Source organism: Buttiauxella massiliensis (genome assembly GCF_902500225.1).
Taxonomy (GTDB): Bacteria; Pseudomonadota; Gammaproteobacteria; order Enterobacterales; family Enterobacteriaceae; genus Buttiauxella; species Buttiauxella massiliensis.
On the sequence record NZ_LR722662.1, the window covers coordinates 1 to 20,267 of the forward strand.

22 protein-coding genes are annotated in these 20,267 nt (G+C 50.3%); 11 read left to right on the forward strand and 11 right to left on the reverse strand.

Annotated elements, in window-relative coordinates; genetic code table 11:
* Together GC128_RS18520 and GC128_RS18525 are read left to right on the forward strand one after the other, a co-directional pair.
* A partial coding sequence (locus GC128_RS18520) for an integrase core domain-containing protein (RefSeq protein ID WP_151993624.1) occupies positions 1-92 on the forward strand: 92 nt, incomplete at its 5' end.
* A 138-nt stretch (positions 93-230) separates the two neighbouring features.
* Positions 231-1,595 carry an MFS transporter gene (locus GC128_RS18525; RefSeq protein WP_151995528.1) on the forward strand — a complete coding sequence of 455 codons (1,365 nt, stop codon included), beginning with the start codon at positions 231-233 and terminating at the stop codon, positions 1,593-1,595.
* Between the two features lie 14 nt (positions 1,596-1,609).
* Here GC128_RS18525 and GC128_RS18530 read toward each other — a convergent pair whose 3' ends face one another.
* Positions 1,610-2,101 carry a YajQ family cyclic di-GMP-binding protein gene (locus tag GC128_RS18530; RefSeq protein WP_064516617.1) on the reverse strand — a complete coding sequence of 164 codons (492 nt, stop codon included), beginning with the start codon at positions 2,099-2,101 and terminating at the stop codon, positions 1,610-1,612.
* A 127-nt stretch (positions 2,102-2,228) separates the two neighbouring features.
* Between GC128_RS18530 and panE the strand changes: the two genes are divergently transcribed.
* A complete protein-coding gene (gene panE / locus GC128_RS18535; RefSeq protein WP_151995529.1) occupies positions 2,229-3,143 on the forward strand; it encodes a 2-dehydropantoate 2-reductase in 915 nt (304 codons plus the stop codon).
* The gene (yajL, locus tag GC128_RS18540; RefSeq protein WP_151995530.1) at positions 3,103-3,693 is read left to right on the forward strand and encodes a protein deglycase YajL; all 591 of its coding nucleotides are present in this window, start codon (positions 3,103-3,105) and stop codon (positions 3,691-3,693) included. The genes panE and yajL overlap by 41 nt, the downstream gene beginning before the upstream one ends.
* Positions 3,694-3,705: 12 nt before the next feature.
* Here the strand turns inward: yajL and GC128_RS18545 are convergent, their stop codons facing one another.
* The 3 genes from GC128_RS18545 to GC128_RS18555 are packed head-to-tail and all read right to left on the reverse strand — an operon-like array spanning position 3,706 to position 7,400.
* Positions 3,706-4,506 (reverse strand): dimethyl sulfoxide reductase anchor subunit family protein, encoded by an 801-nt coding sequence (locus tag GC128_RS18545; RefSeq protein WP_151995531.1) that lies wholly within the window; start codon positions 4,504-4,506, stop codon positions 3,706-3,708.
* Positions 4,507-4,515: 9 nt separating this feature from the next.
* Entirely contained in the window at positions 4,516-5,064 is a 549-nt protein-coding gene (locus tag GC128_RS18550) for a 4Fe-4S dicluster domain-containing protein (RefSeq protein ID WP_226812178.1), read from the reverse strand.
* 2 nt (positions 5,065-5,066) lie between these two features.
* The gene (locus GC128_RS18555) at positions 5,067-7,400 is read right to left on the reverse strand and encodes a molybdopterin-containing oxidoreductase family protein (protein ID WP_151995532.1); all 2,334 of its coding nucleotides are present in this window, start codon (positions 7,398-7,400) and stop codon (positions 5,067-5,069) included.
* 171 nt (positions 7,401-7,571) lie between these two features.
* Here GC128_RS18555 and GC128_RS18560 point away from each other — a divergent pair, with 171 nt between their 5' ends.
* Positions 7,572-8,261: an IclR family transcriptional regulator gene (locus tag GC128_RS18560; protein ID WP_151995533.1), complete on the forward strand. Its 690-nt coding sequence runs from the start codon at positions 7,572-7,574 to the stop codon at positions 8,259-8,261.
* A gap of 37 nt (positions 8,262-8,298) precedes the next feature.
* Here the strand turns inward: GC128_RS18560 and thiI are convergent, their stop codons facing one another.
* Entirely contained in the window at positions 8,299-9,747 is a 1,449-nt protein-coding gene (gene thiI, locus GC128_RS18565) for a tRNA uracil 4-sulfurtransferase ThiI (protein WP_151995534.1), read from the reverse strand.
* A gap of 202 nt (positions 9,748-9,949) precedes the next feature.
* Between thiI and xseB the strand changes: the two genes are divergently transcribed.
* The 4 genes from xseB (at position 9,950) to GC128_RS18585 (ending at position 14,055) form a co-directional block, all read left to right on the forward strand.
* Positions 9,950-10,192, forward strand: coding sequence for an exodeoxyribonuclease VII small subunit (gene xseB / locus GC128_RS18570; RefSeq protein ID WP_151995535.1), 243 nt, complete (start codon positions 9,950-9,952; stop codon positions 10,190-10,192).
* Entirely contained in the window at positions 10,193-11,092 is a 900-nt protein-coding gene (gene ispA / locus GC128_RS18575) for a (2E,6E)-farnesyl diphosphate synthase (RefSeq protein WP_151995536.1), read from the forward strand.
* Positions 11,093-11,163: 71 nt separating this feature from the next.
* Positions 11,164-13,026, forward strand: coding sequence for a 1-deoxy-D-xylulose-5-phosphate synthase (gene dxs / locus GC128_RS18580; protein ID WP_151995614.1), 1,863 nt, complete (start codon positions 11,164-11,166; stop codon positions 13,024-13,026).
* 54 nt (positions 13,027-13,080) lie between these two features.
* A complete protein-coding gene (locus GC128_RS18585; RefSeq protein WP_151995537.1) occupies positions 13,081-14,055 on the forward strand; it encodes an aldo/keto reductase in 975 nt (324 codons plus the stop codon).
* Between the two features lie 40 nt (positions 14,056-14,095).
* On the opposite strand, the gene pgpA is transcribed toward GC128_RS18585, so the two are convergent.
* The 6 genes from pgpA to nrdR all read right to left on the reverse strand — a co-directional run bounded on the left by pgpA (position 14,096) and on the right by nrdR (position 18,295).
* A complete protein-coding gene (gene pgpA, locus GC128_RS18590) occupies positions 14,096-14,611 on the reverse strand; it encodes a phosphatidylglycerophosphatase A (RefSeq protein ID WP_151995538.1) in 516 nt (171 codons plus the stop codon).
* On the reverse strand, positions 14,589-15,566 hold the full coding sequence (gene thiL, locus GC128_RS18595; RefSeq protein WP_151995539.1) for a thiamine-phosphate kinase: 978 nt from the start codon (positions 15,564-15,566) through the stop codon (positions 14,589-14,591). The genes pgpA and thiL overlap by 23 nt, the downstream gene beginning before the upstream one ends.
* A 168-nt stretch (positions 15,567-15,734) precedes the next feature.
* Complete coding sequence (nusB, locus tag GC128_RS18600) at positions 15,735-16,154, reverse strand: transcription antitermination factor NusB (RefSeq protein ID WP_120066690.1); 420 nt, start codon at positions 16,152-16,154, stop codon at positions 15,735-15,737.
* Between the two features lie 20 nt (positions 16,155-16,174).
* Complete coding sequence (ribH, locus tag GC128_RS18605) at positions 16,175-16,645, reverse strand: 6,7-dimethyl-8-ribityllumazine synthase (protein ID WP_034457942.1); 471 nt, start codon at positions 16,643-16,645, stop codon at positions 16,175-16,177.
* 79 nt (positions 16,646-16,724) lie between these two features.
* Positions 16,725-17,840: a bifunctional diaminohydroxyphosphoribosylaminopyrimidine deaminase/5-amino-6-(5-phosphoribosylamino)uracil reductase RibD gene (gene ribD / locus GC128_RS18610; protein WP_151995540.1), complete on the reverse strand. Its 1,116-nt coding sequence runs from the start codon at positions 17,838-17,840 to the stop codon at positions 16,725-16,727.
* Positions 17,841-17,845: 5 nt separating this feature from the next.
* Complete coding sequence (gene nrdR, locus GC128_RS18615; protein WP_064516598.1) at positions 17,846-18,295, reverse strand: transcriptional regulator NrdR; 450 nt, start codon at positions 18,293-18,295, stop codon at positions 17,846-17,848.
* Between the two features lie 151 nt (positions 18,296-18,446).
* On the opposite strand from nrdR, the gene GC128_RS18620 reads away from it, so the two are divergent.
* Positions 18,447-19,007, forward strand: a complete 561-nt coding sequence (locus tag GC128_RS18620; protein ID WP_151995541.1) for a SadB/YajI family lipoprotein — start codon at positions 18,447-18,449, stop codon at positions 19,005-19,007.
* A gap of 380 nt (positions 19,008-19,387) precedes the next feature.
* Positions 19,388-20,266, forward strand: a complete 879-nt coding sequence (locus tag GC128_RS18625; RefSeq protein ID WP_151995542.1) for a nucleoside-specific channel-forming protein Tsx — start codon at positions 19,388-19,390, stop codon at positions 20,264-20,266.
* The last annotated feature ends 1 nt before the right edge of the window (position 20,267 follow it).

The window sequence follows — 20,267 nt, forward strand, 5'->3', positions numbered from 1 at the left end:
TGGTCAGGGAGTCGGTAGAAATCTACAATACCCGGCGTCCGCATCTGTCGTTAAAATACAAAACGCCCGATGAAGTTCATCAGGCATTTTAAGGCTGAAAAGTGTCAACCTATATCAGGACTAGTCAATGCCATCAAGCATCCCACATTGTAATATTTATTAAACAACCAGCCATTTACCCTCCCCTGCCCACGCACTACACTAAGGCCTGCTTTTTATCTGAGGTGGTAATGAACGATTACAAAATGACGCCCGTCGAGTTACGTGCGACGTGGGGTTTAGGCACGGTATTTTCACTACGCATGCTCGGCATGTTTATGGTGCTACCGGTTCTTACTACTTACGGAATGGCGCTACAGGGTGCCAGTGAAGCGCTAATTGGTATTGCCATCGGCATCTATGGTCTTGCTCAGGCTGTCTTCCAGATTCCTTTTGGACTGCTTTCAGACCGTATTGGCCGCAAACCGCTAATTATCGGCGGCTTGCTGATTTTCGTGCTTGGTAGCGTTATAGCAGCGCTGTCTGACTCTATCTGGGGCGTTATCCTTGGCCGGGCATTGCAAGGCTCAGGTGCAATTGCTGCGGCTGTAATGGCGCTGCTTTCGGATTTAACCCGCGAACAGAATCGTACCAAAGCCATGGCGTTCATCGGCGTGAGCTTCGGCGTCACTTTTGCCATCGCCATGGTACTTGGCCCAATCATCACCCATAGCCTCGGCTTAAACGCACTGTTCTGGATGATTGCCGTATTGGCAAGTTGCGGCATTTTAATCACCCTGTGGGTGGTGCCAAACACCAAAAGCCATGTGTTGAACCGCGAGTCTGGCATGGTGAAAGGCTGCTTTAGCAAAGTGCTGGCCGAACCGAAACTACTGAAGCTGAACTTCGGCATCATGTGCCTGCACATCATGCTGATGTCGACGTTTGTCGCACTCCCAGGCCAACTCGAGCAGGCGGGTTTCCCGGCGTCTGAGCATTGGAAAGTTTACCTTTGCACTATGTTGATTGCTTTTGCTTCGGTGGTGCCATTTATCATTTATGCGGAAGTAAAACGCCGTATGAAACGTGTTTTTGTGGGCTGTGTTGCATTATTGCTAATCGCTGAAATTGTTCTGTGGGGTTCCGGCCCGCACTTCTGGGAACTGGTGTTGGGTGTCCAATTGTTCTTCCTCGCCTTTAACCTAATGGAAGCTATTTTACCGTCGCTTATCAGCAAGGAATCTCCGGCAGGCTACAAAGGCACAGCGATGGGGATTTATTCCACCAGCCAGTTTTTAGGCGTAGCCATTGGCGGTTCACTGGGCGGATGGATTGACGGGTTATTTGATTCGCAGACGGTATTCTTGATGGGCGCATTGCTGGCAATGGTGTGGCTACTGGTGAGTAGCACTATGACTGAGCCGCCCTATGTGGCAAGCCTGCGAATTGAACTACCGGAATATGTGACCGCAGATGAGTCACTAAAACAGCGTTTGCTGGCTCAACATGGCGTGAGTGATGTGAATATTATCGCGCAGGAACGCAGCGCTTACGTGAAGATAGACAGTAAGCTAACGAATCGATTTGAGATTGAACAGTTGGTGAAAGGGGCATAAAGCCCCTTTAAAAATCAGTCGCGGAAGTTTTTAAACTGGAACGGTTGCCCCAAATCACCACCACGAACCAGCGCCATTGCGGCCTGTAAATCGTCGCGAGATTTGCCGGTTACACGCAGCTCTTCGCCCTGAATCTGCACCTGAACTTTGGTCTTGCTGTCTTTAATCAGCTTCACAATTTTCTTGGCGATAGTCGATTCAATGCCCTGCTTGAGCTTCGCTTCAACGCTCCAGGTTTTACCGCTGTGCACGAACTCTTCCGGCACATCAATTGAAGCCCCTTCGATACCGCGCTTAAGCAGCTTGGCACGAAGAATATCCAACAGTTGGTTGACCTGGAAGTCAGACTCGCTGGCAACTTTGATGGACTGATTTTTCTCATTCAGTTCAAATGTTGCCGGCACATTACGGAAGTCAAAACGAGTAGCAACCTCACGTTCCGCGTTTTCAATCGCGTTACGCACTTCCTGGATATCAATTTCAGACACAATGTCAAAAGATGGCATGCTTTCTTCTCCCTCTCTTTTTGTTGCGTTGCATAATACCTGCTGGGCCGCGCAAAACAACCCGTTAAAGCAGGAGAGAGCCCTGTATAATATAGATTAAGCAAAACATCTGCTGCCAGGAGGCAAAATGAAAATCACCGTGCTAGGTTGCGGTGCGCTCGGCCAACTCTGGCTGGCATCGCTTTTTAAGCAAGGACATGAAGTTCAAGGATGGCTGCGCGTGCCGCAACCTTTTTGCCATGTCAATCTGGTCGAAACCGATGGTAGCGTGTTCAACCAAACTCTTATCGCCAACGATCCTGATTTTCTCGCAAGTAGTGATTTGTTGCTGGTAACACTTAAAGCATGGCAGGTTTCTGGCGCTGTAAAAGTCCTGGTGGGAAGACTACCGGCAAACAGCCCAATTCTGCTACTCCACAACGGTATGGGGACGCTCGAAGAGTTACGCAGCATACATCAACCCATTTTACTGGGCGTCACCACGCACGCGGCACGCCGCGACGGTAATGTGATTATCCACGTCGCCAATGGCATAACGCATATTGGGCCAGGAAACGCGGCGGGCCATAATTTCAGCTATCTCGCCGATACCCTGCACAATGTGTTGCCCGAAATAGCCTGGCACGACAACATCCTGCCTGCCAGTTGGAAGAAGCTGGCGGTAAATTGCGTGATTAACCCTCTCACCGCACTCTACAATTGCTCGAATGGTGATTTACGCCAGCATCAAAATGAAGTCAGCGATATTTGCCATGAAGTCGCTATGGTAATGGAACGCGAAGGCCACCATACAACGCCTGAAGACTTGATTTATTATGTCGGCGAAGTTATCGAAAGCACAGCGGAAAACATCTCGTCGATGCTTCAGGATGTGCGGGTCGAACGCCACACCGAGATTGATTACATTACTGGTTATTTACTGCAACGCGCGCGCGCCCATGGCCTTTCAGTGCCGGTGAACAGCCGCTTGTATGAGCAAATAAAGCGTAAGGAGAATGAATATGAGCGCTCGAGCACTGGTTTGTCTGGCTCCTGGGACTGAAGAGACTGAAGCCGTCACCACCATCGATCTTCTGGTCCGTGGTGGTATTAGTGTTACCACCGCAAGCGTTGCCAGCGATGGGGATCTGACGATTACCTGTTCGCGTGGGGTAAAACTGCTGGCTGACGCGCCGCTGGTTGAAGTGGCGGACGGTGAGTTCGATATCATCGTGTTGCCGGGCGGCTTAAAAGGTGCGGAATGTTTCCGCGACAGCCCACTACTGGTTGAAACCGTGCGCCAATTCCATCTTTCGGGGCGCATCGTTGCAGCTATATGTGCTGCAGCCGGTACGGTATTGGTTCCGCATGAACTGTTCCCAATCGCCAATATGACTGGTTTTCCGGGGCTGAAAGAGACGATTCCAGAAGCACAATGGCAAGATAAACGTATGGTCTGGGATCCGCGTTTTAACCTGTTGACCAGTCAAGGGCCAGGAACAGCGATGGATTTTGCCCTGAAGATAATCCATCTGCTGGCAGGGAAAGAAAAAGCCGCTGAAGTAGCGGCTCAGGTTGTATTGCCTCCGGGTATTTTCGATTATCGGGTCTAATTTGTAAGCGCCCTAAAACCAGGGCGCTCCGCTCATGACGTTGCCATAAAACAACATCCTTCCTGCAAATTCACCCGATAGAATTATCACTACCAGCAATATCCCTGCAAATAACGGGATTTTTCTACTGCCCGCGCGGGATAATAGCCAGCCACTTACGACAAGACTTGCCAGCAACTGCCACCAGAACAACGCACTGCCGGCATCCGCGCCGGGAATTCTGTATCGCATCCACAGGGACATTGCGACCAACGTGATTCCCAGCAACAACCCAACCTTAAGAGTAGCCGGGAGATTTTGCTGAACATAATTTGCCATGACGCTGACACTGGCAAATCCGAGCAATATTGAGGTGCCAAAGAAAGCGGACGGCGTGGCGAGTGTGTTCCACAATGGGTGCAGCGTCATCTGGTAATAGATCTGAGAACTGACAAGTATTGCGCCAATGCCCAGTAAACAAACGGCCCAGTTGGCGGCTTTCATCCATACTGAATCGTTCGCAAACCAGCACATTATGAGCCACAGCGTCAGAGCGCCATTAAGCAAAATAAAGGCAACGACTTCACGACTAAGCCATGAACGCCCTATACCAGCAAAAGCCCGATAGGCTCCCAATGGCGACCCCAAATGTGCCAAAGAAGCACAGGAACCTACTACGGTTACCAGCCAAAAAGCTGATGCAATTTTACGCATTGTTAGCGTATCAAAAACCCTATCTCTCCCGACCAGGCAAAGAGTTAAAGCGATGACACCACCTATCCCCCATTGCGCCAGAACAGTAAAAAATACGAGCGGTAATTCATAAATTTCCATATAAGCCCCTTATTCATCCGCAGGAATGATCACGATATTAGGCCCACTGATCCGGTGGTCAGGGAGACGATAACGTTTCTCCAGCCTTTCCCAGGGAGTTTGATACTCCGCTCGTAGTGCCGAAATTTCGCCAAAGCGCAGTACGCCTGCAGGGCAAGACTCAACACAACGCGGTAATAAACCTTCATCTAGCCTCTCGGCACAAAGATTACATTTACTCGTTTTACCTTCATTGGGATCGAACACTGGTGCGTTATATGGACAAGCCATAATGCACATACGGCAACCGATACAGCGCTCGTGATCCTGTACTACGATGCCATCAGGACGTTTATGGTAGGTATTCGCCGGGCAAACTTTTATGCATTGAGGATCGTCACAGTGGTTACAGGACATCGTAATAAATGCCTGACTATTTGGATCATCCGTTCGACATTCCCTTACACGTCGCCAAAGCACGCCCAGAGGTGTTTCGTTTTCTGATTTACACGCCATGCTGCATGTTTTGCACCCATAGCAGTTTTTCATATCGATGAGAAAACCATATTGTTTAGCCACAGTTACGCCTCCCTTCTCACATCAACTAACGTGCTGTTACAGCAATGTCCGTTGCTTAATGGTTCCACATGATCATTCGTCACATGACTACTACTACCGCCCTGCTGTTCCCACCAACCGTTATCTAACGACACCACACCACGCTTTATATGAGTGGTTACATCCGCAATCGCCCGATGTTCGCCGCGATGGTTATAAACAACCACCCATTCACCAGCGCTGATATCGCGCGAGCGCGCATCATCGGGATGAATCATCACGTTTGGACGGTTACGTTGAACCTCGAGGATCCATTCATTCATGCCGTGGCTAGAATGAACGCTGCGGGCCAGCTTTCGCTGCACCGCCATTAGAGGATATTTTTTCGCGAGCTCAGGAGAGCCTTTTACTGACTCAGAAACCTGCTTCCAGGTGACCACTGGTGAAAAGTTTTTCTTTTGCCACTCTTCTATAAACAGATTTGCTTTGCCAGTACTGGTCCGGAATTGCCCGTCTTTGAATGGAATCCAATCGCCCTCCGTTGGGCGAACAGGCCCTTTAGCCAGCATCTCACGAGTAATACCCGAACCTTCCAGGCAAGCATCGATGTAATGCTCTATTGGCTGGTTGAACACCTCACCAAACCCAAAGCGCTCTGCGAGTCGGGCAAAAATCCAATAATCAGGTTTCGCTTCACCCGGCGGTTCCACAGCCTTTTCCATCAATTGCACGTAATGACTACGCACACCAGCCATCAGGCTAACATCTTCAAAAATGGTCGTAACTGGAAGCACCAGATCCGCATACAGCGCCGAGGAAGTCATCAAGTTGTCCGCAACCACAACAAAAGGAACGCTTTTGAAGGCTTCCCGAACCTGGTTGGTATTGGGGAGTTGGGTCATAGCTCCCATCGTCATGTTCCACCAGAACTTAACAGGATGAGGTTTCTGCTGGACAATCCATTCCCCAATTTTCGATACCGGGATTGGAGCGATTTTTTTTGCATTTGGTGCTGGTGGGATAATGGGAGAGAACTTAGCCATCTGCCTTGCGCCACCGGCATCGCAAACACCTGCACCCCGTTTACCGATATTCCCAGTGAGCAATGCCAGATAGAATTGGCTTGCAGCGACATAAGTCCCAAATTCAGTGCGCTGCGCACCGGACATATTCTGGATAATCATCGAAGGTGTTGTGCTGGCATAATCACGAGCAAGGCGCAATACCGTATGTTTAGGGATATCCGTTTCTTCTGTTACTCGTTGAACATTCCAGGGCTCTGCTTCTTGTTTTATCTGGTCAAGAACGGTGGTAAACGCGCTGCCAACTGGCAATTCGTTGCTGAAAAGAGCAGGCATTACTCCGGGTAAGTCATGACGCACAACGCTCTGACTGTGGGTATCGAAGACCAGATAGCTATCCGGATCTTCAGCTTTTTCACGCAATAATTTTTGCTGTGCGTCTACCAGATAAACTGCACCGGTATGTGCCCTCAAAAACTCCGCGTCATAACGCTTTTCATCAATGATGATTTTGATCATCCCCAAAGCCAAAGCAATGTCAGTACCCGGAACAATAGGGATCCACTCATCTGCTTTTGCCGCCGTTTCATTGAAACGAGGATCGATAACCACCATGCGTGCGCCATTGCGCTGCGCCTGACTGTAATTTTTGAAATAAGCATGCATGGTTACTGCTGGATTGTTCCCCCAGCAAAGAATGTAACGACTGTCAGCTATCGTATCGCGTGTATCTGCATAGCGTAGGCCCAGCATTGGTATCATGGCTGCGGTCACCGCTGCACAGCAAAGAGATCCCGCCTGTTTAGTTGACCCTCCCAGATAATCGAAAAAGGCTTTCCCCATATCATTCTTGATGGAGTCCATATTCCCGGCATGGGTAGTGATTAACAGCCCTTCATTGCCATGAGCCTCAATCGTGTCACGAATCTTGTTTTCGATAAGATCGAGAGCTTCATCCCAACCGATCGGTTTAAAAATCCCTTTGCCTTTCTCACCGGTACGCAAAAGTGGCTGGGTCAAACGTAGTGGGTGATATACCCATTTGGTACGGCTAATACCGCGCAGGCAACATTTCACATTGAAATCTTTGCTTGCCTCGATTTTCATCAGACGGTCTTTCCAGACAAAGGCAGTCAAATTGCAATGCAAGCACTCCATTGCACAGGTGGAGCGGTAGGTCTTGTAATCCGAGAGTTTCAGGCGCACCCGGGGTAGTGGCTCGCCGTTTGCCTGACGTAAACCCAACATACAGGGTGTAAGTGAAGCTAACCCAATAACTCCCATCCCTTTAAGTAACATTCTTCGTTGTAATCGATATTTGCTCAACGCTTCCATGAAATACCTCCTGTTTTTAATCACCATTAGTGAATCACGGTAAACCAATGGTGAACTTGAGAGATGTCAACGATCGTTTAATCCCGCAATCAAGGTTTAAGGAATGTGAAGTCGGATCGATATCAGGGGGTTTAGTGATAGACTCAGCGAAGATTGAGAACGGGATATACCATGCCAGAAACGATACAAGGTGTTAATTCAGTCGATATTGCGGTCTCCATTATGGAGTACATCGCCACTCAGCATGGCCGGGCTAGAGCAACGGATATAGCAAAAGGTTGCGGTTTATCAAAAAGCCGTCTGCATAAGTATCTTGTTTCACTTTGCCGGACGGGAATGTTGTTTCAGGATGGCAGCGGGCAGTACTGCTTGGGTGACACGATTGTGCGGCTCGCCAGCAGTGCAGCAACTCACGCCGATCCACTCTCTTTGATCAACAACTTGCTGTGCGAGTTTCGCGATCGGATGAATCTCTCAACTGGTATGGTCATTGCTCAATCGGGCAATCTTGTTCTACGCCACTATCACCGCAGTTTTCGAAATGTCGAAATTGATTTTCGCGATAATACGCCAATCCCGCTTCACTTAAGTGCTGCCGGGCAAGTGTATATGTGCTTTGGCAATTACACGCCAGCGAATGAGCGAGAACAGCAATTAATAGAAGAGACAACAAAATTGGGATACGCCGTGCGTTATAAACCTGCGCAGGGAATTCCTGGCGCGCAATCAATCGCCTGCCCGATACTGAATCGTAAAGGCAACCTATTGGCTATTGGTGTCACAATGGGATTCTTCGAAAAAGAACAGATTCCTGATATTGCACGGGAATTGAATCAAGCGTTATCGACGCTGGAGTTGTGAAAGGGTCCTCCTGTGAGAAAGACCCTTGTCGAATCATTTAAGCGCGGTAAACCTTCACGTTCTCAAAACCTTGCTCACGCAAATACAGCGCCTGCAAACGGCTCATCACACCACGGTCGCACCACAGCAGATAGTTTTTGCTCTGGTCCAAATCGCCGAATGCAGTGCTCAGTTTATAGAATGGCAGTGATGCCACTTCCACGCCTTCTGGCTTAAATGGCTTATCGTCTTGTTCATCGATAGAACGAATATCCAGCAGCACGTCATTCGGGCCAAATGCATCAACGGTTTCAACTTCCGTTACCACTTCTTTGCTCTGATTGGCAATTTCACGGATATCGATGTTGCTGGCTTCTTCAATCACGCGATCGAGGATTGAGAAGTCAAAGTTAGCTTCTTCCGCTTCAATCTTCGCCTTCACCGCTTTAACGGTTGGGCTTTTTGAAATCACACCGCAATATTCCGGCATGGTACGCGCAAAATCAGCGGTACCAATTTCACGAGCCAGATCGATGATGTGCTCTTTATCGTGAGAGATCAGCGGACGCAGAATCAGCGTATCGGAAACGTTGTCGATTAAACGCAGGTTGGTCAGCGTCTGGCTGGAAACCTGGCCCAGTGCCTCACCGGTCACCAGTGCCTGCACGCCGTAGCGTTCAGCAACACGAGAAGCTGCGCGCACAAACATACGCTTAAGCACGACGCCCATCTGGCCGTCTTCGACTTTCTCGAGGATTTCGCCAACAACAGGTTCAAAGTTGATCGCCACGAAGCGCACACGGTGGGAGCTGCCAAAGCGGTTCCACAGATAGTGAGCAACTTGTTTAACACCGATTTCGTGCGCAGCGCCACCGAGGTTAAAGAAGCAATAGTGCACGCGGCAGCCGCGACGCATCAGCATGTAGCTGGAAACCCCGGAGTCGAAACCACCGGAAATCAGCGACAGCACATCTTCTTGCGTACCAATCGGGAAGCCGCCGATGCCTTCGTAACGGCCTTTCACCAGCAGCAGGCGATCGTTTTCGATTTCCAGATTCACGGTCACTTCTGGCTTAGTCAGTTTTACGCGCGCGGATTCAATATGCTGATTCAGGCCGCCGCCGACATAGCGTTCAACTTCAATCGAGCTAAACTCATGCTTACCACGACGTTTCACACGCACACAGAAGGTTTTGCCTTCCAGTTGCTCGCGATAAAGTTCCAGCGCCTGTTCGAAGATATTGTGCAAATCGGTAAACGGCACATCTTCAACTTCAAGAATGTGGTGAATACCGGGAATGCGGGTCAATGCTTCACGAATGGCAATACGCTGATTTTCATCTTTAGCGCGAACTTCAATGTTGTCCCAGTGGCGTACAACCGCCAGATCTTCATCGTAGTGTTTTAAAACGTTGCGAATGTTCCCAGTGAGCATCTTAATAAAGCGTATGCGCACAGATTGACTCTTGATTGTGATTTCCGGGAACAATTTAATGATAAACTTCATGGCGGCTTAGGTTCGATTCGTTGATGAGCCGTGCACGATGGCTATGAATCATGCGGGCTGAAAGACTTAAGAATTGCAACGGCAATAAGCGCCGCTACATCCGAGGCGCAAAAGTATATCACTAACAGCTTGCCATGGCGTTACACAAATGACTCCGCTACCATGGTGGGGTCGCAAAAATTATTAGAGTCAGACATTCACTATGCCGAAAAAAACCGAAGTCCCGGCCAGTTTTGAAACTGCGCTTGTGGAGCTTGAGCAGATTGTTACTCGTCTTGAAAGCGGAGATTTAGCGCTCGAAGAGGCGTTAAATGAATTTGAACGTGGGGTGCAGCTTGCGCGCCAGGGTCAAGTAAAACTGCAACAAGCAGAGCAACGCGTACAAATCCTGCTAAACGATAGCGAAGACGCCCCACTCAAGCCTTTTACCCCGGATATCGAGTAAATGGATTTTAACCATCAGTTGCAGGCCCACGCCGAGCGGGCCAACGATGCGCTGCTGCGTTTTCTGGCACCGCTACCGTTTCAGAACACTCCTCTGGTTGAGGCAATGCACTATGGCGCACTATTTGGTGGCAAGAGACTGCGCCCTTTCCTGGTTTATGCGACCGGGGAAATGTTCGGCATAGCGCAAGAGACGCTGGATGCACCTGCTGCGGCAATCGAATGTATCCATGCTTATTCATTGATTCATGATGATTTACCCGCCATGGACGACGACGATTTACGTCGTGGGCAACCGACTTGCCACATTAAATTCGGTGAAGCCAGCGCCATTTTGGCCGGAGATGCCCTACAAACGCTGGCGTTCTCTATACTCAGTGATGCCCCGATGCACGGCGTTGCTATTGCTGACCGACTGGCAATGGTGAAAGAGCTGGCACATGCCAGCGGTGTTGCGGGCATGTGCGGTGGGCAAGCGTTAGATCTGGAAGCCGAAGGCAAGCATGTCGATTTGCAAAGCCTTGAGCGTATTCATCGCCACAAAACCGGCGCGTTAATTCGTGCGGCGGTTCGCCTGGGCGCATTGAGTGCCGGGGATGCAGGCCGTAACGCCCTGCCATTGCTTGACCGTTATGCGGAAAGCATCGGCCTGGCGTTTCAGGTTCAGGACGATATTCTCGATGTCATCGGCGATACCGCGACACTGGGTAAACGCCAGGGCGCTGACCAACAGTTGGGTAAAAGTACTTATCCGGCCTTGTTGGGGCTTGAAAATGCCAAAGCTAAAGCTTGGGATCTCTACCAGGATTCTCTCCGGGCGTTGGAAGGCCTGGCTCACCAGTCTTTAGACACTACCGCACTGGAAGCGTTAGCGAGCTATATAATCCAACGTGATAAATAATTATTAACTTACCCTTTGGCATTCGGGCGCAGGCTTGAAGGATGAAGAGTAAACACCACGATGAGTTTCTAATGAGTTTTGATATTGCCAAATACCCGACCCTCGCACTGGTGGAATCAGCCCCTGAGCTACGCCTGTTGCCAAAAGATAGCTTACCGAAACTGTGTGACGAGCTGCGTCGTTACCTGCTCGATAGCGTAAGCCGTTCCAGTGGGCACTTTGCCTCTGGCCTTGGCACGGTCGAACTGACCGTAGCGCTTCACTACGTGTACAACACTCCGTTCGACCAGTTAATCTGGGATGTCGGTCATCAGGCTTATCCGCATAAAATCATTACGGGTCGTCGTGACAAAATTGGCACTATCCGCCAGAAAGGTGGTTTGCATCCGTTCCCGTGGCGCGCCGAAAGCGAATATGACGTATTGAGCGTGGGGCACTCTTCAACCTCAATCAGCGCAGGAATTGGTATTGCCGTTGCCGCAGGAAAAGAAGGCAAAGACCGCCGCACAGTTTGTGTGATTGGCGATGGCGCAATCACTGCGGGTATGGCGTTTGAAGCGATGAACCATGCCGGTGATATTCGCCCGAACATGTTGGTGATTCTTAACGACAACGAAATGTCGATTTCCGAGAACGTCGGCGCGCTGAACAACCACCTGGCGCAACTGCTTTCCGGCAAACTCTATTCCTCGCTGCGTGAAGGTGGCAAGAAAGTTTTCTCCGGCGTACCGCCGATTAAAGAACTGCTCAAACGTACCGAAGAACACCTGAAAGGCATGGTGGTTCCAGGAACGCTGTTTGAAGAACTCGGCTTTAACTACATTGGCCCGGTCGACGGGCACGATGTGGTCGGGCTTGTGAACACGCTCAAAAACATGCGCGACCTGAACGGCCCGCAATTCCTGCACATCATGACCAAAAAAGGTCGTGGTTATGCGCCTGCGGAAAAAGACCCGATCAGCTTCCATGCGGTGCCTAAATTTGACCCGCAAAGCGGCACGCTACCGAAAGCGTCTGGCGGCCTGCCGAGCTATTCGAAAATCTTCGGTAACTGGCTGTGTGAAACCGCCGCGCATGACGACAAGCTGATGGCGGTCACGCCAGCGATGCGTGAAGGTTCGGGTATGGTGGAGTTTTCACGCCAGTATCCGTCACAATATTTTGATGTCGCAATCGCCGAGCAACACGCCGTCACGTTCGCCGCAGGCCTGGCGATTGGCGGTTATAAGCCAGTGGTCGCGATTTATTCGACCTTCCTGCAACGCGCTTACGACCAGGTGATTCACGACGTCGCTATCCAGAAACTACCGGTGTTATTTGCTATCGACCGCGCAGGCATCGTCGGCGCTGACGGGCAAACTCACCAGGGTGCGTTTGATATCTCCTTCCTGCGCTGCATTCCAGAAATGGTCATCATGACACCAAGTGATGAAAACGAATGCCGCCAGATGCTGCATACCGGCTATCACTACAACGATGGCCCATCTGCTGTGCGTTATCCGCGTGGCAACGGCACAGGAGCTGAGTTGCAGCCGCTGGAATCCTTGCCAATCGGTAAAGGCGTGAAGAAACGTGAAGGTGAAAAAATCGCCCTGCTGAACTTCGGCACTTTGTTGCCAGAAGCTGAAGCGGTTGCGCAATCACTAAATGCAACGCTCGTCGATATGCGTTTTGTGAAACCGCTGGATGAAGCACTGATTCTTGAACTGGCCGCCAGCCACGAATCATTAGTGACTATTGAAGAGAATGCCATTATCGGTGGTGCAGGTAGCGGCGTGAATGAAGTGCTGATGGCAAACCGTAAAGTGGTTCCGGTTCTCAATCTCGGTCTGCCGGATTACTTTATCCCGCAGGGCACCCAGGAAGAAGCGCGTGCGGCTATCGGCCTGGATGCTCCAGGCATAGAAGCGAAGATTCGCGACTGGCTTAAATAATCCCCTGCTCCACTCCTGCTATGCTTAAAGAACCTGAATAGCCGGAGTGGAAGCATGCAATACAACACGTTAGGAAAAACAGACCTCAAGGTTTCCCGTCTTTGCCTGGGTTGTATGACCTTTGGTGAGCCAGACCGTGGCAATCACGCCTGGACGCTTCCCGAAGAGAGCAGCCGCCTCATCATCAAACACGCCATCGATAACGGCATTAATTTCTTTGATACCGCCAATAGCTATTCCGACGGTAGCAGCGAAGAGATTGTCGGGCGCGCTCTTAAAGATTTCATGCGTCGCGAAGATGTGGTTCTCGCCACCAAAGTCTATTTCCCGGTGGGTGATCTAACCGAAGGTCTTTCCCGTGCGCAGATACTGCGTTCAATCGACGACAGCCTGCGCCGCCTCGGAACCGATTACGTCGATCTCCTACAAATCCACCGCTGGGACTACAACACGCCCATTGAAGAGACGCTTGAAGCGCTCAATGACGTGGTGAAAGCGGGTAAGGCGCGTTATATCGGTGCGTCGTCGATGCACTGTTCGCAACTCGCACAGGCGCTGGCCTTGCAGGATCAACACGGCTGGGCGCGTTTCGCTACCATGCAGGATCACTACAATCTGATCTATCGTGAAGAAGAGCTGGATATGCTGCCGCTATGCTACGAGCAAGGGATCGCAGTGATCCCGTGGAGCCCACTGGCGCGAGGCAAACTCACCCGTCCCTGGGGCGATACTACCGCACGTTCAGTATCCGATGAAGTGGGTAAAAACCTGTACGACGGCAGTAAAGACAACGATGCGATGATTGCCGAACGACTGGCAAATGTGGCTGACGATAAAGGCGTGTCGCGGGCGCAAGTTGCGCTGGCGTGGCTACTGAGTAAACCGGGCATTGCAGCACCGATTATTGGCGTTTCTCGTGAGCATCAACTGGATGATTTGCTTGGCGCGGTAGATTTAACGCTGAAGCCGGAAGAGATTGCCGAGCTGGAAACGGTTTATCAGCCGCATGAAAGGGCTGGATTTAAGTAAAAAAATGGGCGGGTAACAGTAGTTATCCGCCCATTTCACATCAGAACAACCCAATCGGCCAGTGGTGCCCAATCAGGTAAATAATCCCCGCGGAGAAAACGCCCGCGACAATATCATCCACCATAATCCCCATTCCGCCGTGAACGTTACGGTCGAACCAACGGATTGGCCATGGTTTCCAGATATCGAGAATACGGAACACCACAAACCCTGCGGCTACCCAGCGCCAGTCGTTGATGGGCAGCGCCATCAGCGTAATCCACATGCCGATGAACTCATCCCACACGATACTGCCGTGGTCATGAACGCCCATGTCGCGTGCGGTCTGGTGGCAAAGATAAACGCCGATACAAATACCGAGCATAATGACCATGGAGTAAACCTGCCACGGCAGGAAGGTCATCAGGTACCAGAACGGGATCGCTGCAAGCGACCCCGCCGTTCCCGGCATAATCGGGCTTAAGCCACTACCAAAACCGGTAGCCAGTAAATGCCAGGGATTGCTGAGCTTGAGACGGCTTTTTGCCACATCTTTAGAGCGACGCAAAGTGGTCATATCCTTTTAAGTTCAACGTTACAGGTTTGCCGTTCTGCAAGAATTGTAGCCCTTCGGACTCAGGCCCAACCTGGCCGATGCAAGTAAATGGAATCCCAAGATTGCCAATGGCAACATCCAGCGCACCACGGTTAAGTTCCGGCACGGTAAAGCACAGCTCGTAATCTTCACCGCCAGAAAGCGCCCATTGCAGGGCCTGCTCGGCGCTGACGTTTGCTTTTACGGCGTCCGAATATGGCAGAGTGTCGAGATCGATACGCGCTCCGCATTCGCTGGCTTTAAGGATATGACCCAAATCGGAAATTAGCCCGTCTGAAAGATCAATCGCGCTGCTCGCTAAATCACGTAATGCCTGACCATGAAGGATTCGCGGCGTCGGTCGCAAATGGCGTTTTTTCAGATACGCAGATTGCGTAGCATCTTTAACGGCTAAACGATCCTGCAAAATAGCCAGACCTGCCGCGCTATCGCCAGGTGTGCCGGTGACATAAATCCAGTCGCCAGGGCGCGCTCCGCTACGTTTAAGCGCACGCCCCACCGGCACCAGGCCGTGGATACCCAGCGTCATCGCGAGCGGACCACGGGTGGTATCACCGCCGATGAGCTGCATATCGTAGTATTCGAGTTGTTCAAACAGACTATCGCTGAAGGCTTCAAGCCAGCTTTCATCGACTTCAGGAAGGGTAATAGCCAGCGTCAGCCAGGCCGGATCGGCGCCCATAGCAGCCAAATCGCTTAGATTAACCGCCAGAGCTTTGTAGCCCAAATCGCGAGGATCGATATCCGGCAGGAAGTGGATACCTGAGACAAGCGTATCGGTGCTTATCGCTAAAAGTTGCTTCTCGGCTACCGTCAGCAATGCACAATCATCGCCGATTCCGGTTTCCACATCGCGACGGGAACTGCTTACGCGATCAAAATAACGGGCAATTAAGGAAAACTCACCGCATGCCATTCGTTACGCCTCTGAATATACCCGTCATTCTGCAAGCTGCGGGGTTGTTCGCTGCAACTCGAATACTAACGGATATAGAATAAAAAAAGGCCGGGTATTCAATATTCTTTAGGCTACAGCGTTGTTAGCTGTAGCTCAAAAACTCATGAATAATCACCGGCCAGAAGATTACTTTTTGCGGGGACGAATCTGTGGAGCAGCCTTATCAAGCACACCATTTACGAACTTGTGGCTGTCTTCGGCACCGAAGGTTTTCGCAAGATCGATGGCTTCGTTGATTGCCACTTTGTATGGCACGTCATCACGTTTAGACAGTTCAAACAGTGCGATACGCAGGACCGCTTTTTCTACCTGGCCCAACTCTTCGAGTTGACGGGACAGGTAAGGCTTCATGAGCCCATCCAGATACGCGCTGTTAGTAGCCACCCCGATCAACAGCTCGCGGAAGTAGACAACGTCAACGTCTTTGACGTCCTGTTCCGCCAGGAACTGGTATTCGACATCAGCGATGTCATTTCGAGATAACTGCCAGGAGTATAGCGCCTGAACGGCACACTCACGGGCACGGCGACGAGCAGCAGGTTTCACAGATTTCCCCTTACAAAAAATCAGGCCTTGATGGCTTTCAATACATTAATCATTTCAAGCGCGGTCAGTGCAGCTTCTGCACCCTTGTTACCGGCTTTTGTGCCAGCGCGTTCGATGGCTTGTTCAATACTTTCGGTGGTCAGCACGCCAAAGGCGACTGGAATACCACTTTCCTGCGCAACATGTGCCAGGCCATTGCTGGCACCACCAGCAACATATTCAAAGTGAGCTGTGCCGCCACGGATAACCGTACCCAGCGCAATCACCGCGTCATAATTACCGGTTTTCGCCAGTGCATCTGCCGCCAGTGGCAACTCATAAGCACCCGGAACCCAGACCACGGTGATATTTTCATCCTTAACCTGGCCGATACGTTTCAGGGCGTCAAGCGCACCATCCAGCAGGCTGTCATTGATGAAGTTGTTAAAACGCGCGATGGTGATGGCGACGCGAGCGTCTGGAGTAGCAACGGCTGCTTCAATGATGTTCATATTCTTCCTTTACGGTTCTGTTTAGCCCCGTTAGGGGGGCGGATTTTATCATAAACTTTTCGTGCCCGCTTACGTTTTACTAGCGACTGTATCGCGGCGTCAAATGCAGGCACAAATCAGGGCCGACCTGGCGGACTTCACTAAAGCTAAATTCTGGCGCATCGGCTAATTTTTCAAGCCCTGGCAGGTTACATAAGCCACGTGCGTCGTTACCTAATAATTTCGGCGCTACATACACAATCAACTCATCAACCAGACCGGCTTGAAGTAATGCCCCACCAAGTGTTGCGCCCGCTTCCACCCAAATGGAATTCACCTGGCGTTTGCCCAGTAACATCATCATGACGACCAAATCGAGATGACCGTTATGCTCTGGCACGATAAATTGCTCAACACCATCAGGCCATATTTGCTCATCCGCTTTACAACGTGCAAGCCAGGTTTCACCTGCCTGAGCGACAATTTTGTGTTGCGGCGTCACGAGATTTTCACGATCGAGAATAATGCGCGTTGGCTGGCGTAAGTTTTCTTCGGCGTAAACTGCCTGAGTCGCGCTGTCTAATTCATTCCAACGCACAGTTAAAGACGGATCGTCAGCCAACACCGTTGCACTGCTGCTTAGAATCGATGCACTTTGCGCACGCAAGCGCTGCACATCACGGCGTGACGCAGGGGAAGTGATCCACTGACTTTCACCACATGCCATTGCGGTGCGTCCGTCCAGCGACGCGCCGAGTTTAAGTTGGATATATGGAAAGCCAGTGCGCATACGTTTCAGGAAGCCACGATTAATTACCTCAGCCTCGTTCATCATCAAACCATGGCTGACTTCAATGCCAGCTTCTTTCAGGCGATACAAACCACGCCCGGCAACTTGTGGATTCGGGTCTTGCATCGCGGCAACCACACGCGAAACACCAGCCGCAATTAACGCATCGCAGCATGGAGGTGTGCGACCGTGGTGACTGCAAGGCTCCAGCGTGACATACGCTGTTGCACCTTGTGCTTTGTCACCCGCCATCCGCAATGCGTGAACTTCTGCATGAGGTTCGCCGGCACGAAAATGGAAACCTTCACCGACGATTTCGCCATCTTTGGCGATCACGCAACCGACATTTGGGTTCGGCATGGTCGTAAAACGGCCACGCTTTGCCAATTGCAACGCGCGAGCCATAAACTTTTCATCAAGCGACATCAGCATTAATCCTGTAAACGGGCAATTTCTTCGCCAAATTCGCGGATATCTTCAAAGCTGCGATAAACTGAAGCAAAGCGGATATACGCCACTTTATCGAGTTTCTTAAGCTGTTCCATAACCAGATTGCCGATCATTTTGCTGGGTACTTCACGCTCGCCCGTGCCACGCAATTGGGATTTGATATGGTTTACTGCCATTTCAACGTCGTCAGAGCTCACTGGGCGTTTTTCCAGTGCTTTTAGAATACCGCTACGTAGCTTGTCTTCATTAAACGGTTCGCGAACATCATTACTTTTCACGACACGTGGCATCACTAGTTCCGCCACTTCAAAAGTCGTGAAGCGTTCATGACAAACCAGGCATTGACGGCGGCGACGCACGGATGACCCTTCGCCGACAAGCCGGGAATCAATCACTTTGGTGTCTACTGCGAAACAGAATGGGCAATGCATGGCGCGTCCTGAAGGATTATTTAAATGAACAATAGTTTACCGCGAAGTAGCGGGAGTACAAAGGTAACGCCACATCATCCCAACAAATATGACTTTTCATGAGCGACAAGCTACGCTTAAAACAGGACAGAACTTCAAGGAAAAATTAGATATGACAAAGAGTTACCTAAGAATCCTCCTGGTTACCAGCCTGGTGAGTCTCAGCGCCTGTGCCCAACAAACTGAAGTGCGCCAAATGAAGAGTGAAGTAGGCTCATTGAATAAAGAAATGACAAAGCTCACTGACCAGACAATCAAGTTGACGCAACAAAATGCGCTGAATGCGAAATCAACGACTGGCGTCTACTTGTTACCAGGTTCTAAAACCCCGGCACGCCTGAATAGTCAGTTAGGCAATTTGCAAATGTCACTGAGCAGCATGACTCCAGAAGCAAATGGCACCCGCGCGATGCTCGTTATCAAAGGCGAGTCTCACGATCCTCTGCCCGCTTTTACCGGCAAGGTAGAATGGGGACAAATTCAGGGCTCCACGGATAACTACCAGGAAGTGAACCTCCAGTCGCAGCAATTCAGTGCGCCAGCTAGCGTGTTAGCACCGAGCGATGTCAGTATCCCATTGTTGCTTTCAGGTCTTTCGCCGGAACAATTAGGTTTTGTGAGAATTCACGATATACAACCAGTCGACCCTTCTCAGGCACTACCAGCCCAATAATTGATAATTGCCTTCGCGCTTGCGGGGGTAACCCTCAGTAACATCTGCGTTTTTTGTTACAACTAAACAAATGAAACACGATCAGCGCCTTTCACTTCAGTGAATAAATCTAGTGATCTTAATCACATATATCTGTAACAGCGGACCAGCTATTTGCTTAAATTTCAGAAGCAGGTAGAATCTCGCCCGTTTTTAATGTGCGCAATTGAGAACGCAATCGATTACGTACTTAACGATAATGTGAAATGAAACATATTTTTGTGAGCAGGGATTTCTATAATAGGCGCGTCAATAAAAAGCCAAGTTAATGGTTGATGACCTTAGGTGATAAAACACCTCCTGCCCTCACGGGATCCATGTAAAAAACAGTGGCATATAAAATGAAAAAAATTATTTTGGCGGCTAGCACCGTCCTGGCGCTTTCAAGCTCTTTCACGGCTCAGGCTGAAGAAACAAAAAATACCGAATACCTCTCTGATTGGTGGCACCAAAGCGTTAACGTTGTGGGCAGCTACCACACCCGTTTCGGACCACAAATCCGTAACGATACCTACCTGGAATATGAAGCTTTCGCTAAGAAAGACTGGTTCGACTTCTATGGTTACATGGATGCACCAGTATTCTTCGGTGGTAACACTGACGCGAAAGGTATCTGGAACCACGGTTCTCCGCTGTTTATGGAAATCGAACCGCGTTTCTCTATCGACAAACTGACTGGCACTGACCTGAGCTTCGGTCCGTTCAAAGAGTGGTATGTTGCAAACAACTATATCTACGATATGGGTCGCAACAAAGATGGCCGCCAGAGCACCTGGTATATGGGTCTGGGTACCGACATCGATACTGGCCTGCCAATGAGCCTGTCCATGAACGTGTACGCGAAATACCAATGGCAGAACTATGGCGCATCCAACGAAAACGAGTGGGATGGCTACCGCTTCAAAGTGAAATACTTTGTACCGATTACTTCCCTGTGGGGTGGTAACCTGAGCTACATCGGTTTCACCAACTTCGACTGGGGTTCAGATCTGGGCGATGACAATTTCCTCGACCAGAAAGGCAAACAAGCTCGCACCAGCAACTCTATCGCTTCCAGCCATGTTCTTTCTCTGAACTACGATCACTTCCACTATGCAGTTGTTGCCCGTTACTGGCATAACGGTGGCCAGTGGAATGATGACGCAGATCTTAGCTTTATGAATGAGAACGTGCGCTCTACCGGTTGGGGTGGTTACTTAGTGGTTGGTTACAACTTCTAAT

Bases quoted from the DNA above. Each gene is read 5' to 3' on its own strand.
- GC128_RS18585 (WP_151995537.1), top strand. From the start codon at position 13,081: ATGCAATACAACACGTTAGGAAAAACAGACCTCAAGGTTTCCCGTCTT.
- ribH (WP_034457942.1), bottom strand. From the start codon at position 16,645: ATGAACATCATTGAAGCAGCCGTTGCTACTCCAGACGCTCGCGTCGCC.
- xseB (WP_151995535.1), top strand. From the start codon at position 9,950: ATGCCGAAAAAAACCGAAGTCCCGGCCAGTTTTGAAACTGCGCTTGTG.
- ribD (WP_151995540.1), bottom strand. From the start codon at position 17,840: ATGTCGCTTGATGAAAAGTTTATGGCTCGCGCGTTGCAATTGGCAAAG.
- thiI (WP_151995534.1), bottom strand. From the start codon at position 9,747: ATGAAGTTTATCATTAAATTGTTCCCGGAAATCACAATCAAGAGTCAA.
- GC128_RS18545 (WP_151995531.1), bottom strand. From the start codon at position 4,506: ATGGAAATTTATGAATTACCGCTCGTATTTTTTACTGTTCTGGCGCAA.
- GC128_RS18560 (WP_151995533.1), top strand. From the start codon at position 7,572: ATGCCAGAAACGATACAAGGTGTTAATTCAGTCGATATTGCGGTCTCC.
- GC128_RS18525 (WP_151995528.1), top strand. From the start codon at position 231: ATGAACGATTACAAAATGACGCCCGTCGAGTTACGTGCGACGTGGGGT.
- ispA (WP_151995536.1), top strand. From the start codon at position 10,193: ATGGATTTTAACCATCAGTTGCAGGCCCACGCCGAGCGGGCCAACGAT.
- GC128_RS18555 (WP_151995532.1), bottom strand. From the start codon at position 7,400: ATGGAAGCGTTGAGCAAATATCGATTACAACGAAGAATGTTACTTAAA.
- thiL (WP_151995539.1), bottom strand. From the start codon at position 15,566: ATGGCATGCGGTGAGTTTTCCTTAATTGCCCGTTATTTTGATCGCGTA.
- GC128_RS18530 (WP_064516617.1), bottom strand. From the start codon at position 2,101: ATGCCATCTTTTGACATTGTGTCTGAAATTGATATCCAGGAAGTGCGT.
- GC128_RS18625 (WP_151995542.1), top strand. From the start codon at position 19,388: ATGAAAAAAATTATTTTGGCGGCTAGCACCGTCCTGGCGCTTTCAAGC.
- dxs (WP_151995614.1), top strand. From the start codon at position 11,164: ATGAGTTTTGATATTGCCAAATACCCGACCCTCGCACTGGTGGAATCA.
- pgpA (WP_151995538.1), bottom strand. From the start codon at position 14,611: ATGACCACTTTGCGTCGCTCTAAAGATGTGGCAAAAAGCCGTCTCAAG.
- nrdR (WP_064516598.1), bottom strand. From the start codon at position 18,295: ATGCATTGCCCATTCTGTTTCGCAGTAGACACCAAAGTGATTGATTCC.
- yajL (WP_151995530.1), top strand. From the start codon at position 3,103: ATGAGCGCTCGAGCACTGGTTTGTCTGGCTCCTGGGACTGAAGAGACT.
- panE (WP_151995529.1), top strand. From the start codon at position 2,229: ATGAAAATCACCGTGCTAGGTTGCGGTGCGCTCGGCCAACTCTGGCTG.
- GC128_RS18620 (WP_151995541.1), top strand. From the start codon at position 18,447: ATGACAAAGAGTTACCTAAGAATCCTCCTGGTTACCAGCCTGGTGAGT.